We start from the raw sequence: 14,062 nt of genomic DNA, 5'->3' as shown, positions 1-14,062 counted from the left end.
CCCGGGTTAGTAGAAGTCTTTGCTCAGGGATGCGATAATCTGGACTGTAGCACCATTGCCCTCTTCTGTATGGTTGTAGACATTAAAGAAAAGACGGTTCTTGTACATCAGCTTCAAACGGTTCACCGTATTCACAATGCCCATATTCCCGATCCCCGATATATTATTCTGAAGCTCGTACGCCCCTAAGTCGGAGTCATGGATATTGTCCAGAATTTCCTTGATCCTGCCAGGCTCGAAGCCATCTCCGTTATCCCGGATTTCTATGGCCCACAGCCCGTTATACACCTTCACTCTCACCGTGATCTTCCATGTCGGATCGGTGTTTTTGAAAGCATGCTCAATGCAGTTCTCCACGAACGGCTGGATGACAAGCCGGGGCAGCTGGATTAGGTCAAACCTCTCATCCTCATCAATCTCCCACTCCAGATCATCTTCGAAATTATGTTGAATCAGAGACAAATAATGCTGGGTATGCTTCAGTTCCTCCGTCAATGTAACATGCTGATAAGGGGAAGATACAATATACCGCAAGCTGTCTGACAAATGTTTGCACATCTCTGATACCACGGTGTTTTTGCCTTCCTGTGCAGCGATACTGATCAGGTACAGGACGTTGTGGATGAAATGGGGGGCAATCTGTGCCTGAAGCGCCGAATTCCGGGCCTTCACCTCTTCATGCAGCGCAAGCTTTTCCCGGTCAATCGACTCCTGCAGCCGTTCCAGCAGCTCCTGAAAGGCTTCATTCAGCTGTATCAGCTCATTGTTATTGGAACGTGTATCCGCCTTTACATTCATATTGCTGTAATTGATCCGCAGAATCTGGCTGCGCAGCTTGCGGATGGGAAGTAATAGATTTTTCGTTGAGAAGTAGATGAAGACGAACGAGAACAGGATCAGCGCTGTAATCAGCAGAATGGAGATATATTTCACCGTATTGACGGGTCCAAGCACATAACTTTTCGACGTTACAATGTAAGTGGTCCAGCCGGTTTGGGCCGATTTGTCATAGGCAACATAGTTTTGGTTGCTGCCCAGATAGATTCCGTTGACCGCTTGTGTGACTGCAAAATCGGGAACCTTCTGCCCTTCTTGAAGCACCGGCGAACTGGAGATCAGCTGATGCTCCGGGTCTAAAATATACACTATGCTGTCAGCGATGCCGGCTGCAGATCTTCTCAAATACTCCTGATCCAGCTGGATCGCCAGATAGCCGTACACCTGACCATTCTGGTTCATAATCGCCCGCACAAAGGATATTCTGTTCGAAGGCTGGCGATACAAAGCGTAGCCGCTTGCATTCCAGGTCGCAAGCTTTCCGTTTTCCTTCAGGAACGGTACTAGGGAAGTCGGGTTGCCCGCACCGCCTATATAAGAAGCGACCTCCGCTCCTTTCAGGTCATAAATAATCATATCTTCAATGTTCAGACTGGGGCCAATCGCCTGGAACATAATATCCTTGAGCCTGCGGCTCCGTGTCAGTCCTTCAAGGGTCATCCCCGGATAATCGCCGCCGGAGAGCAGCAGAAAAACGTCTTTATTCGACAGAATCCGCTGGGACAGCTGGTTCTGGTTATTGATATAAAGGCTAAGCTGATCGCTAACTTTGGCGGCTGTCATCTTCATTTCATTCTCCGTTTTCTCCTTCAGCGGCTGGATGACCAGAAAGTTGACATAGACCAGAAAACAGCCCAGCACAATCAGCAGGAGAAACATGAATGTCAGAAAGAACTTAGTCTGCAGACTGACCTGATATCTGCCACCGCCCATTTTCCTGTTAAAGATCGCCAAGTTGAATCCTCCCTGAACTTTTTGATGTTCCTACTGTACATCCAAACCCTTGAATGAACAAGCTGTCAGGAGTTCAGAATATTACACAGAAAGAGTAAAGCACAAACATGTACCACAGACAGGCATCATTCTATAATCAGAAATGTAAACGGATTCAAATGTTAACACACACAATAAATACGGGGGCGATAACATGAATAACAAAATGAAAAAAATCGCAACAGGCATATTGGCCGGTGTAATGACCTTATCGCTGGCTGCATGCGGCTCTGACAATTCGGGCTCCAAAAACGCTCCAGACTCCAAGAATGCTTCAGCAACTGACAGCGGAAAAAGCAGCAGCAAAGTTACTATTGAGCTGGCTATCTCCAAGAGCTCGCAGGATTCGGCGTTTGTCGCACAGGATCTGCTCGATGAGTTCGAACAGAAAACCAATATCAAAGTAAATCTCCAGCTGCTTCCGGCTGAACAGACGGCTACCGTCCTGCAGACCAAGCTGGCCGTGGACGAGGTCCCTGACCTTATTCAGTACAACCTCGCCAGTGCCACAACGGATCTTAACCTGGAGCGCAACTTCGAAATTCTCGATAATGAGCCATGGGTAGGAAGATTGCTGAACAAGGACGTGCTCTCCGCTAACGGTCATGTCTACAGCTTCCACGTCAGTCAGGATACAGGCATGCAGGGGGTTGTATATAACAAGGATATCTTTAAAGACCTGGGGCTTGCCATTCCGAACAATTACGAGGAATTCCTCGCTGTATGCGAGAAGATCAAAGCAAGCGGAGTTACACCAGTATTCATGCCGTACAAAGATGCATGGGCTGCAAACATCTGGCCGGCTGCCGCATTTGCCGACTGGGCCGCGAAGCAGGAACCTACTCTCTTTGACGACATTAATGCCGGTCGTAAAAAATGGTCTGATGTTCCGGAATTCGCTACTTTCCTTCAGCAGCAATATGACGTCTACAAGAAAGGTTATACCAATACCGACATTCTCAGCGACAGCTACGATATGGCTGTAGGCAAATTCCTGAATAAAGAAGTAGCCATGATGTTCATGGGTGATTGGCTGATTGTGAATGTGGCCGAAAAAGATCCGAATATGCACCTGGGACTGTTCGCTATTCCTTCTTCTGAAGGCGCAAGTCTTGGCGCAAGCCCTCTGGGCGGCCAGTTATTTATCCCGAAGAAAGCCAAGCATATGGAAGAAGCCAAGAAATTCCTGGATTTCATTGCTACCAAAGAAGTGGCTCAGAAAATTGTCGACGCCCAGGGTTATGTATCCAATTTCAGCGATGTGACTACGCCGAAACTTCCGGAATACAAGCAGGAAATTGTCGATCAATATATCACGCCTAAGAAAACTGTGCTGACCACCGATGCTTACATGATCGTAGACCGCAGTGAGCTGTACCGTCTGCTTCAGGACGAGTTCGCCGGTGGCCTGGACCCTCAGGGCGTCCTCAAATCCTGGGATGAAAAATTCAGCCAGCTGATGAAGGACAAAGGGGTCCAAGGATTCTGATTAACGATTCAACAGGCAGAATAAAGCCCGGTTCGGGGCTTTATTCTGTCCTAGGCAGTAAAGGAGTGTGAAGAGATGAAAATATCAAAGAAACTATACTCGTATTACCTCATCTGGCCTGCGTTATTGATCTATTCCATTTTTTTCGTGTTTCCCGCACTCACCGGGCTATACTATTCCTTCACCGATTGGCGGCTGGACCGGGACAGCATCACATTTATCGGCTGGGACAACTTTGAACGTATTTTTACCGATAAAACCCTGCTCCTCGCCATTAAAAATACCTTTATCTTTGCAGTAGTCACCGTACTCGGCAAGAACCTGCTCGGAATCGCGCTTGCAGTCGGCTTAAATATGAAGCTGAAATCCAAAAACATTCTGCGGGCCATTTTTTATTCTCCGTCGATCTTAAGCGTATTGGTGATCAGCATTGTGTTTACACCCATGCTGCGCTCCGATGGTACGATCAACCGCATATTCGATGCCGTGGGCCTGCACTCCTTAAGCCAGGCTTGGCTGACCAATCCATCAATCGTAATCTGGACAGTTGCCGCCGTCTCCATCTGGCAGCATACCGGATTCCAAATGGCCATCTACTTGGCCGGACTCCAGTCCATTTCCAAAGAATACTATGAAGCTGCCACTATTGATGGAGCCGGTTCCTGGAGGAGCTTCCGCAGCATCACCGTTCCACTCCTGCTCCCTGCAATCAACATCAATGTGATGCTTACACTGATCGGCGGACTCAAAGTATTCTCCGAGGTATTCGTGCTCACTGGCGGGGGGCCGGGCAATGCTTCCCAGGTGGTGGGTACCATCATCCTGCGCTCGTTCGGGGAAGGCAGCTGGGGCCTCGGTACGGCAGTCAACACGCTGCTATTCGCTGCGGTAACCATCATCGCAATTCCACTGCTGATCTTTATGCGGCGTAAGGAGGTATCGGAATAATGGGCTTTACACGTAAAATGGCTTGGCGCAACTATCTGGTTGAAGGGTTCCTGATCCTTGCCTCTCTACTGATTATCCTGCCGCTGCTGATTATGATATTCGGAAGTTTTATGACCAGCGCGGAAGTGCTGAAATTCTCCCTGCGGCTCCCGGATAAATGGATGTTCTCCAACTATACCACGGTCTTCCGTGAAGGCGGTCTGGGGCGCGCTTTTCTAAATGGGCTGCTGATTACTGGCGTATCCTCTATCCTGAATATCTTTACCTCTTCGGCCGCCTCCTTCATTCTGGTCCGCAGGGAGACTAAATGGTCCGGTTTTCTGTATATGTTCTTTTTCATGGGTCTGATTGCTCCGATGTCCACCATCACAACAATCCGTGTCGTGCAGTGGATGGGCTTTTACGGCAGCATCACCAGCGTTATCCTAATCTATGCCTCTCTCAATACCGCGTTCAGCGTGTTTCTCTACAGCGGGTTCATCCGCTCCATACCCAAAGCGCTGGATGAAGTGGCCTTCCTGGAGGGCGCCAATACGTTTGATGTCTTTTTCAAAATCGTGACTCCGCTGATCGTTCCGGTCAACGCAACCGTAGCCATTATGGTCTTCATGTCCGTCTGGAATGACATTACCATTCCGCTCTATTTCCTGACCGACAGCTCGGACTGGACAATGCCTCTCTCGGTGTACAACTTCTACGGAAAGTACAGCCGGGACTGGAACCTGATCTTTGCGGATCTGGTGCTGACCTCGCTGCCGGTGCTCATTCTGTACCTGTTCTGCCAAAAGTACATTGTGAGCGGACTTACAGCGGGTGCGGTTAAGGGCTAGGGCTGGACTGGGTTGGGCTTAGTTAAATTGAATCAGTCTTGACCTTCGGGGATTCAAGAGCTATTCCTGCGGAACGGAACTGTAAAATCTCTCACAACAGGCAAGCACGTTGACAGGGGAGGTCGCTGCATCCAACGGACTGATATGCTCTTATTTCCGGCCGAAGGCAGTATTTTGACAAGCTAACGGACTCCAATGCAGTTATGTACAGGTATTCACCCGATAGATGTCTCATAGAGAGGCAATAAGCGCGGTGAGGTCCGCAAGCCTGGTGAAACGGTTCCTATGGAGAAAATAGGGGCTTTACGGTCCGTAGTGGTCAGGACAAGTGCATAAATAACCTGGAACGAAACAGAGCAAACATAGAAAGCAGCCCGTGCCGAATCGACAGAGTATAGACTGACGCTCACTAATACCCCCCATTTGGCTTAAAGAGTGTCCCATGTTGGAAAATGGATCACTAATTCTGCCGAAAGTACGTGTATGCGATGATTATGAATGAATTAAGTTTACAAAATCCAACTAAAACCTTCTGTGGCAGAGTTCCAGCCCATTTAGTTCTACTTATTCCACTTCGCTTTCAGTCCCTAAGAAGTAAGTTTCATGGCGTTCGTCAAGCTTCAAGCCTCAGGTTCAATACATGTAGCTATTATCATTCCACCAATTACAAAAGATGAGGCAGGCCGCATAACTGGCCTGCCTCATCTTTTCTATATGTGCGGGCTTTCGGAGGACGCCCCGCACCAAACCAGCGAACAAGCTCATGTTGTCACCCGCTTAACCAGACTGAACTGCAGCTTCTGCTGCACTGTTTCTGCTTGGTTCAGCTTCCCCAGCAGCAGATAGAAGGCATTTTGCGCCTGAGCAGCAATGGGATTGTCAATGGAGGTGATGCCCAGCGTATGCGCAAGCTCCGTGTTGTCAAAGCCGACAATCGCCAAGTCTTCCGGAACCCTGATCCGCTGCCTGCGCGCTTCATTCAAGAGCCCGGCCGCCACCAGATCGTTGGCGCACAGCACGGCATCCGGCCGTTCTCCGCCGCCCAGCAGCAATTCCCGGACCAGCCGTTCTCCATCGCGGATCGAATAGATGCCGGTAAGCGACCAATCACGCCTCATTGGGAGATGGTGCTTCTTCATCATCTCTTTATACGCTTCCAGCCGGCTGAGCGTATTCATGCTACTGGGCCTGCCGAGCGCGTTGGCAATACGGGTGTACCCTTGTTCAATGACATGCTCCACACCCAGCTTGTACCCGTCATACTGGTTCATGGCGACCGAGTGGATCTCCGGAAGCTCCAGCCGCTGCCAGGAGACAATCGGGCCGTATTTGCAATAAGAGCCTAACAGGGCGTGATCGTTGACACAGGTGATAATGACCAGCGCATCCACTCTTTTTCTCCGCAGATCCTCAAAGGCCTTCAATTCTTGCTTCGCATCTCCGCCCGAGGTATAGACAATGGTCTGATAACCGTTCTGGCTGGCCGTCTCCACAAAGCTGTTCAGAAAAGGCAGCATCACTTCGTTAATACCCTCCGCACACATGCCGATCTGCAGGGTTCGCCCTTTCGACAGGGAGACGGCATTGCCGTTTGGAACGTAATCCAGCTTCTTCATGATAGCCAGAATGGTATCCCTTGTCTCCGGACTGACATGAGGGGAGTTATTCAGAACCCTGGAGACTGTTGCTTTGGAGAAGCCTGCCAGCTTCGCAATTTGATCCAGATTCGACATGATCTATCTCCTTACATCCATAATCCATCCAAGTGGAAACGGCTTCGCCGTCCTTTTAAGGGACGGAATCCGTTTCAGCGAGAAATAGAAGGATGATTTTTAGCGTGAAACATATAAATCCTTATATTTCAAAATAACACTTGACATGTAACGCGTTACAACGGTTAGCATTCAACCTGAAGGAAACAATATTAGCTTACCATAAATCATCCAATAACCTATCAAAGGCGGGATCTTAAATGAGTGTACAATTTCCGGACGGATTTCTGTGGGGCGGTTCAGTAGCCGCGAACCAATGTGAAGGTGCGTATCAAGAAGACGGCAAAGGCTGGTCCACCCAGGATGTGGCTCCGCAAGGCATCAAAGGCCCGGTTACCGAGGTGCCTACCGAAAATAATCTGAAGCTCACCGGCATAGATTTCTACCACCGGTATAAGGAAGACATCCGGCTCTTTGCCGAAATGGGCTTTAAGGTGTTCCGCACCTCCATTGCCTGGTCACGGATCTTTCCGAATGGCGATGAAGCCGAGCCGAATGAACAGGGTCTACAATTCTATGACGACCTGTTCGACGAACTCCACAAATACGGCATCGAACCACTGGTCACCCTCTCCCATTATGAAACACCGCTGCATTTGTCTAAGCAATATGACGGCTGGGTCAACCGCAAGCTGGTGGGATTTTATGAGCGTTATGCAAGAACAGTGTTCACCCGTTACAAGGATAAAGTCAAGTATTGGCTGACCTTTAACGAGATCAACTCGATTCTGGAAGAGCCGTTCATGAGCGGCGGGATCTATACTCCGAAGAAGGAGCTTAGCAAGCAGGACCTATACCAGGCTATACATCACGAATTCGTTGCCAGCGCCCTGGCGGTAAAGATTGGTCATGAGATTAATCCCGAGGCCAAGATCGGCTGTATGGTGCTGAGTATGCCGACCTATCCGCTCACACCGAATCCGGATGATGTGATTGTAGTCATGGAAGCCGAGCACAAGAACTATTTCTTTGCCGATGTACATGCAAGAGGCATCTATCCAGGCTACATGAAACGTTTCTTCAGAGAGAATGGCATTGAGATTCATATGGAGCCGGGAGATGCTGATATTCTGAAGCACACGGTGGATTTCATCTCCTTCAGCTATTATGTGAGCCTCTGCGAAACAGCGGATAGCAGCAAACGTGCGGAATTGGAAGGCAATCTGTTCAGCGGTGTGGCCAATCCATATCTGAAGGCCAGTGAATGGGGCTGGCAGATTGATCCGCAAGGCCTGCGCTATGTCATGAATATGTTCCATGACCGGTATCAGAAGCCGTTGTTTGTTGTAGAGAATGGACTAGGCGCCATGGACAAGCTGATTACGGGTGAAGATGGCGTACCGACGGTCGAGGATGATTACCGGATTCAATATTTGAACGATCACCTGGTTCAGGTGGGTGAAGCCATTGAAGATGGCATTGAAGTCATGGGATATACTTCGTGGGGCTGCATTGACCTGGTCAGTGCCTCTACTGCCCAGATGAGTAAGCGATACGGGTTCATATATGTTGACCGTCACGATGATGGTTCAGGCACCCTGGAGCGATACCGCAAGAAATCCTTCTACTGGTATAAGGATGTCATCGCCACGAACGGTCAAAGCCTGCGGCGCAGCAACTAAGCAGTATTCAGAAAATTTGGAAACAGGACAACGGGAAATGAGACCCGTTGTCCTGTTTTTTTACATAAAGATCATAACTGAGGACAATAAATGCATAAATGGTTACATATATTGGGATTGCATTTCACGTTATACTTTCGTGTAAGCGTTATCAGCCATAAAAATGGAGGTGTTATTTTCTTGTATGCCCGTATCATTACCCTGATGAACAATCTGCGGCTCAGAACCAAGCTATTCTTGTCCTTTGGCTGTGTCGCGCTGGTTCCGGTATTGATTGTGGGGGTGTTCCTGACAAGTGAGCTGCGGAATATGGCGATGGGCAATGCCCTGAAACAGATTACAGCCAATGTAGACCGGGTGAAGAAACGGACCGGCGAAATGCTGAATGTCCCCCTCGACATCGCTTACCGTCTGTCCAATGACAGCCGCTTGGAGGAGGCCGCCAACCACCGGTACGTGTCAGTATACGATGTGGTGCAAGCCTACTGGAACTACCCCGATTTTCGTGAATTCGTCCGGCTGTACCGTGAAATCTCCAGTATCCGCCTGTATATTGACAACCCGACGGTTCTGGACAACTGGGAGTTTCTGCAGGCGGATGAGCAGGTCACACAGGAGCCCTGGTACCAGACCGCGATGGCCCAGAAAGGGCTGGTCTGCTGGAATTATATTCTCGACACCCGTGATGGCCAAAATTATCTCAGCCTGATCCGCAAGGTTGATTTTTTTAAGCAGCGGACCTCCGGGGTCCTGGTTGTGAATGTAAATACGGACAAACTTAACAGCATCCTGAACCAGGAATCCTTTGAAACCCTCATTGTGGACGAGAACGATCATATTGTGGCCTCCAACCGCACGGATACCCTCGGCAAAACACTGAATGATATTGACTTCAAGGCCGTATCCGCCGCCGGACAAGGACCCTACGACGTATCGATTGACGGGAAGCCTTTCAAAATGCTGATTGATGACTGGCAGCCCGGAGGAAGCCTGAACAGCCTGCGCATCATCTCGATCTTCTCCGTGGAAAGTATTGTCAGGGAGCCCAACCGGATTATTTCGCTGGCCTCTTCGGTGATTATCTCCGCATTAATTATGGCCGTTCTGCTGATCTACTATTTCTCGCGGCTGCTCACGGGACGGATGCTGCACCTAAGCAAGCATATTTCCAAGGTGGGTTCCGGCAATTTGGAGGCCACCCTTGTGATTGACGGTAAAGATGAAATCGGCCAGCTGGCCAGACAATTCAATCATATGGTGCGGAACATTAACGACCTGATGCGTGAGGTTCAGGAATCCAACCGGCAAAGAAATGCCACCCTTCTGAAGCAGAATGAGATCAAATTCAAAATGATGGCCAGCCAGATCAACCCCCATTTTCTGTTCAATGCCCTGGAATCCATCCGGATGAAGGCCCATGTCAGGGGACAGGCCGATATTTCGCAGGTTGTGCGGCTGCTGGGGAAGATGATGCGCAAGAACCTGGAGGTCGGCAACGGAATGATCAGCCTGCAAAGCGAGCTTGAGACCGTGGGCTGCTATCTGGTCATCCAGAAATTCCGCTATGATGACAGGCTCGCTTATGAGCTTCATGTAGATCCCCAGGCAAACCTTGTGCAGATTCCCCCGCTCATTATTCAGCCGCTGGTGGAAAACTGCGTGGTCCACGGGCTGGAAGATCAGATCGACGGCGGCATGGTCCGGGTGGATATCCGTATTGAAGACGAGCAGCTCAAAGTCCAGGTCTCCGACAATGGAACCGGCATTTCCAAAGAGCGGATGCAAGAAATCCGGGAAATGCTGGAGGACAAGGATGACTATGAAACCAATAATATCGGGATGCGCAATATTCATTTGCGGCTCAAGCTGACATACGGCCCGGAATACGGGCTGACCCTGGCAAGCCAGAACGGCTTCGGTACGCAGATCAGCTTTGCGATTCCCCTGAGGAGAGATTCTTATGTATAGTGTGCTGATTGTGGATGATGAGCTGGCGATCCGTGAGGGCCTTGCGGCATTGCTGGATTGGGAGAGCCTGGGCTATCAGGTCGTTGATACTGCAGCGAATGCCATAGAAGCGAAGCATAAATATGAGCTCTATTCCCCGGATCTGATGATTATCGATATCCGGATGCCTGGCAGAGACGGCCTGGAGCTTATTCAGGAGCTGCGGGAAGATGACCCGGAGATGCACATCATCATCCTCAGCGGGTATGCGGATTTCAGCTATGCCAAGCGTGCGATGACTTTCGGGATCGACAATTATCTGCTGAAGCCGGTAGATGAAGATGAACTGCATCGTTATCTGTCCAGTCTGTCCGCAGAGCTTGCCGCACGGGTCGTCCACCGGAAGAAGCATGCCGCCGTCAAAATATGGAGCCGGGAAATGCTGGTCCAGTCCCTGCTGATGGAGAACAACCCGCAGGCATCGCCCTCCATGGATGCATCGGTGCTGGAATCCGGCCTGCTCTGGGATTCCTATCAGGTCGTCCTGATCCGGCTGCTGCTTCAGGACCATGCGGACAACGGCCCTTCAACGGCTGTCAAGACGAGGCTTGCGGCCAGCTTCGAAGAACAGGAGTGGGGCATTGTCTTCTCACTGGACTCTTATTTAGGCGTTTTGCTGCAGCCTTCGTTTCAGAAGGAGCTTGTACGCAAACTGATGGTCCAGAATATTCAGGAAGCTGTAACCGCCCAAGGGCTCGACTGTATCATAGCCGCAGGCGATATGGTGGACACGCTGCAGGAAGTCCCCCGCTCCCACCAATCCGCGCTGGCCCGGATGAAGGAGCATTTTTTCTACGATGAGCCGGGGATGATCGGACCGGATTCCCTCAAGCTGAAGCAAGGGCTGCCGGTTAGCAGCGAGGAAGTGGAGTCCGGCCTCACGTCTGTGATGGAACGGTTATTTTTTGCCATGGATATCGGGAGCCGAGAGGTCCTATCCTCCCTGATCGGGGAAGCCGGTGAGCTGATGATTGCCGCCTGTTATTCCGAAATGGCGATAAAATCGCGTTATGTACGCCTGGTCACCTATCTGATCAATAAGCTCTCTCTCCATTACAGGGAGCTGGACCAGCTGCATAGCGGAATGGATGAGCAAATTGAGCAAATCTACAAGCACACCTCCCTGTCCAGGCTGCAAGCGCATGTCATACATCTTCTGGAGCAGTATGCAGGCGGAATAACCCGTGACGATATGGAGGTCTTAATGAAACGGATGCTGGACCTCATCCACCGCCATTCCCATGAGAATCTGAAGCTGGATACACTGGCCGAAGTGTTCACTTACAGCAGCGCCTATCTGGGCAAGCTTTTCAAGAGCAGCACGGGCCTCTCCTTCAACAGCTATCTGGACAAAGTCCGCATCGAGAAAGCCAAGGAACTGCTGGACCAGGGCTGCAAAATCCATCAGGCCGCAAGCGAAGTCGGCTTTAGCGATGTGGATTATTTCCGGGAAAAGTTCAAGAAGGTTGAAGGCATTTCCCCCTCCGACTACCGCAGAAAAAGCTCTGTATGAAGACTTTACTTTTTCAGAAAGCGCTTACGAAAAAAGCGGATTCCTCCCGGTTTTTTAAATCAAATGTTCGGGTGTTTCCCGGATTCCCCGTGGATTATGATAAGGCCATATCGAAGGAGGGACATAAATGAAAGCGATTACCGCTAAAGCCGAGCCGGTGCCAAAGAAGCCTGCCTCACGTTTTTGGCCAAAGTTCCTGCAGCAGAAATATCTCTATATGATGTCTGTTCCGTTTGTGCTTTGGGCATTTGTATTCAACTATCTGCCTTTGTGGGGATGGACGATGGCCTTTCAGAAATACAAGCCGGGCAAATCCTTTTTCGAGCAGAAATGGGTTGGGCTGAAGTACTTCAAGGAACTGTTTCAGGATGAGCAGTTCTTCAATGCACTCCGCAACACACTGGCAATGAGCATCATGGGCCTGCTGGCCGGATTCATTATTCCCATTATCTTCGCCGTCCTCCTGAACGAGGTGCGGCTGATGTTTTTGAAACGTTTTGTACAGACAGTCTCTTATCTGCCCCACTTCGTGTCCTGGGTGGTTGCTGCAGGGATTATTACCAAAATGCTCTCTACCGACAACGGTGCGGTGAACGATCTGCTGATGAGTCTGCATCTGATTAGCGAACCTATCCAATTCATGGCCAAAGGCAACATGTTCTGGGGCATCGTCACCGCTTCCGATGTCTGGAAGGAAACCGGCTGGAACACGATCATCTATCTCGCGGCCATCTCGGGCATCGGCCCGGAGCTGTATGAAGCAGCAAGGGTGGATGGCGCAAGCCGGCTGCAGCAGGTGCGGAACATTACATTGCCGGGTATCCGGACAACGATTGTAATCCTGCTGATCATTTCCATCGGCCACTTAATCAGTATCGGGTTCGAGAAGCAGTTCCTGCTGGGCAACAATCTGGTGCGCGATTATTCCCAGACGCTGGACCTGTATGCACTGAACTACGGTCTCGGCATGGGACGCTTCTCCTTCGGTACAGCAATCAACATCTTCAACTCTGTGGTGAGTGTGATTCTGCTGTTTGTCGCGAACGGTATTTTCAAAAAAATAACCAAGGAAAGCATCATTTAGGAGGCCCTTATGCTGAATAATAAACTGGCCGCCGCGTCCTGGTCGGACCGCATCTTCGATTTGGTAGTCTATGTTGCGATTACCGTGGTGACCATTGCCACGTTATATCCTTTTCTAAATGTGCTGGCGATTTCTTTTAATGACTCTACGGACAGCATCAAGGGCGGGATTACCGTTTTCCCCCGCGTGTTTACGTTCAAGAACTATGAGACGATCTTTGCCTATTCCGGGCTGATGACCGGACTCAAGATTTCCGTTCTGCGTACAGTCATCGGCACGATCCTCGGACTGGTCAGCGCCTCCATGCTGGCTTTCACCCTGAGCCGTGTGGACTTTCAGGCACGCAAGCTCGTCTCTACTTTTCTGGCACTGACAATGTATGTCTCGGGCGGTCTGATTCCCTTCTACATCCTGATCAAGAATCTGCATATGATGGGAACCTTCAGTGTGTACGTCCTCCCCGGTCTAGTCAGTGCATTCAATGTATTCGTCATCCGTTCCTTCATTGATGGCCTGCCTTACGCTTTGCAGGAATCCGCCAAGCTGGACGGGGCCAATGACTTCACCATTTACTGGCGTGTCATTCTTCCGCTGACCAAACCGGCGCTGGCGACCATCGCCCTATTCCTGGCCGTCGGCCAGTGGAATGCCTGGTTCGACACCTATCTCTACAACGGTTCCAAGGACGGGCTGACTACCCTGCAGTTTGAGCTGATGAAGGTCATCCAGAGCACGACCACCAATGCGGATAATTTTCGCGGCCGCAATATGACTGAGGTGATGGCGCAAATTTCCCCCGAATCGGTCAAAATGGCAATCACTATTGTGGTCACGGTACCTATTCTGGTCATCTATCCGTTTCTGCAGCGCTACTTCGTCAAGGGCATGACACTGGGTTCGGTAAAAAGCTAGGCCGCTTGCGGTATCATCAGGCTTTGCCTGTGTATACAATACATTTTTGACGAGA

10 protein-coding genes are annotated in these 14,062 nt (G+C 50.2%); 8 read left to right on the top strand and 2 right to left on the bottom strand.

The genetic code is table 11. From position 1 onward, the window contains the following. Window positions 1-6 precede the first annotated feature (6 nt). Window positions 7-1,791: a cache domain-containing sensor histidine kinase gene (locus ACTJKB_RS08185; RefSeq protein ID WP_440833124.1), complete on the bottom strand. Its 1,785-nt coding sequence runs from the start codon at window positions 1,789-1,791 to the stop codon at window positions 7-9. A gap of 193 nt (window positions 1,792-1,984) precedes the next feature. Here ACTJKB_RS08185 and ACTJKB_RS08180 point away from each other — a divergent pair, with 193 nt between their 5' ends. From ACTJKB_RS08180 to ACTJKB_RS08170, 3 genes are all read left to right on the top strand, one after another. Continuing rightward, a complete protein-coding gene (locus ACTJKB_RS08180; RefSeq protein ID WP_440833123.1) occupies window positions 1,985-3,319 on the top strand; it encodes an ABC transporter substrate-binding protein in 1,335 nt (444 codons plus the stop codon). Between the two features lie 75 nt (window positions 3,320-3,394). Beyond that, complete coding sequence (locus tag ACTJKB_RS08175; protein WP_440833121.1) at window positions 3,395-4,267, top strand: carbohydrate ABC transporter permease; 873 nt, start codon at window positions 3,395-3,397, stop codon at window positions 4,265-4,267. After that, window positions 4,267-5,097, top strand: a complete 831-nt coding sequence (locus ACTJKB_RS08170; RefSeq protein ID WP_440833119.1) for a carbohydrate ABC transporter permease — start codon at window positions 4,267-4,269, stop codon at window positions 5,095-5,097. The genes ACTJKB_RS08175 and ACTJKB_RS08170 overlap by 1 nt, the downstream gene beginning before the upstream one ends. A gap of 761 nt (window positions 5,098-5,858) precedes the next feature. On the opposite strand, the gene ACTJKB_RS08165 is transcribed toward ACTJKB_RS08170, so the two are convergent. Further along, on the bottom strand, window positions 5,859-6,830 hold the full coding sequence (locus tag ACTJKB_RS08165) for a LacI family DNA-binding transcriptional regulator (RefSeq protein WP_440833117.1): 972 nt from the start codon (window positions 6,828-6,830) through the stop codon (window positions 5,859-5,861). Window positions 6,831-7,069: 239 nt separating this feature from the next. On the opposite strand from ACTJKB_RS08165, the gene ACTJKB_RS08160 reads away from it, so the two are divergent. From ACTJKB_RS08160 to ACTJKB_RS08140, 5 genes are all read left to right on the top strand, one after another. Continuing rightward, complete coding sequence (locus ACTJKB_RS08160; protein ID WP_440833115.1) at window positions 7,070-8,491, top strand: glycoside hydrolase family 1 protein; 1,422 nt, start codon at window positions 7,070-7,072, stop codon at window positions 8,489-8,491. A 180-nt stretch (window positions 8,492-8,671) separates the two neighbouring features. Next, on the top strand, window positions 8,672-10,459 hold the full coding sequence (locus tag ACTJKB_RS08155) for a sensor histidine kinase (RefSeq protein WP_440833113.1): 1,788 nt from the start codon (window positions 8,672-8,674) through the stop codon (window positions 10,457-10,459). Continuing rightward, entirely contained in the window at window positions 10,452-12,011 is a 1,560-nt protein-coding gene (locus ACTJKB_RS08150; protein ID WP_440833111.1) for a response regulator transcription factor, read from the top strand. Before ACTJKB_RS08155 ends, ACTJKB_RS08150 begins: the two co-directional genes overlap by 8 nt. A gap of 127 nt (window positions 12,012-12,138) precedes the next feature. Beyond that, the gene (locus ACTJKB_RS08145; protein WP_440833109.1) at window positions 12,139-13,095 is read left to right on the top strand and encodes an ABC transporter permease; all 957 of its coding nucleotides are present in this window, start codon (window positions 12,139-12,141) and stop codon (window positions 13,093-13,095) included. A gap of 9 nt (window positions 13,096-13,104) precedes the next feature. Beyond that, on the top strand, window positions 13,105-14,007 hold the full coding sequence (locus ACTJKB_RS08140; RefSeq protein WP_440833107.1) for a carbohydrate ABC transporter permease: 903 nt from the start codon (window positions 13,105-13,107) through the stop codon (window positions 14,005-14,007). Window positions 14,008-14,062 lie beyond the last annotated feature (55 nt).

This window comes from Paenibacillus sp. 22594 (assembly GCF_052044425.1).
Lineage (GTDB): Bacteria > Bacillota > Bacilli > Paenibacillales > Paenibacillaceae > Paenibacillus_AQ.
The sequence above is the reverse complement of the archived record's forward strand: the minus strand, read 5'-3'. Positions and strand labels throughout refer to the sequence as shown.

Coding starts and splice junctions, on each gene's coding strand:
- ACTJKB_RS08180 (WP_440833123.1), top strand. CDS start 1,985: ATGAATAACAAAATGAAAAAAATCGCAACAGGCATATTGGCCGGTGTA.
- ACTJKB_RS08175 (WP_440833121.1), top strand. CDS start 3,395: ATGAAAATATCAAAGAAACTATACTCGTATTACCTCATCTGGCCTGCG.
- ACTJKB_RS08170 (WP_440833119.1), top strand. CDS start 4,267: ATGGGCTTTACACGTAAAATGGCTTGGCGCAACTATCTGGTTGAAGGG.
- ACTJKB_RS08165 (WP_440833117.1), bottom strand. CDS start 6,830: ATGTCGAATCTGGATCAAATTGCGAAGCTGGCAGGCTTCTCCAAAGCA.
- ACTJKB_RS08160 (WP_440833115.1), top strand. CDS start 7,070: ATGAGTGTACAATTTCCGGACGGATTTCTGTGGGGCGGTTCAGTAGCC.
- ACTJKB_RS08150 (WP_440833111.1), top strand. CDS start 10,452: ATGTATAGTGTGCTGATTGTGGATGATGAGCTGGCGATCCGTGAGGGC.
- ACTJKB_RS08145 (WP_440833109.1), top strand. CDS start 12,139: ATGAAAGCGATTACCGCTAAAGCCGAGCCGGTGCCAAAGAAGCCTGCC.
- ACTJKB_RS08140 (WP_440833107.1), top strand. CDS start 13,105: ATGCTGAATAATAAACTGGCCGCCGCGTCCTGGTCGGACCGCATCTTC.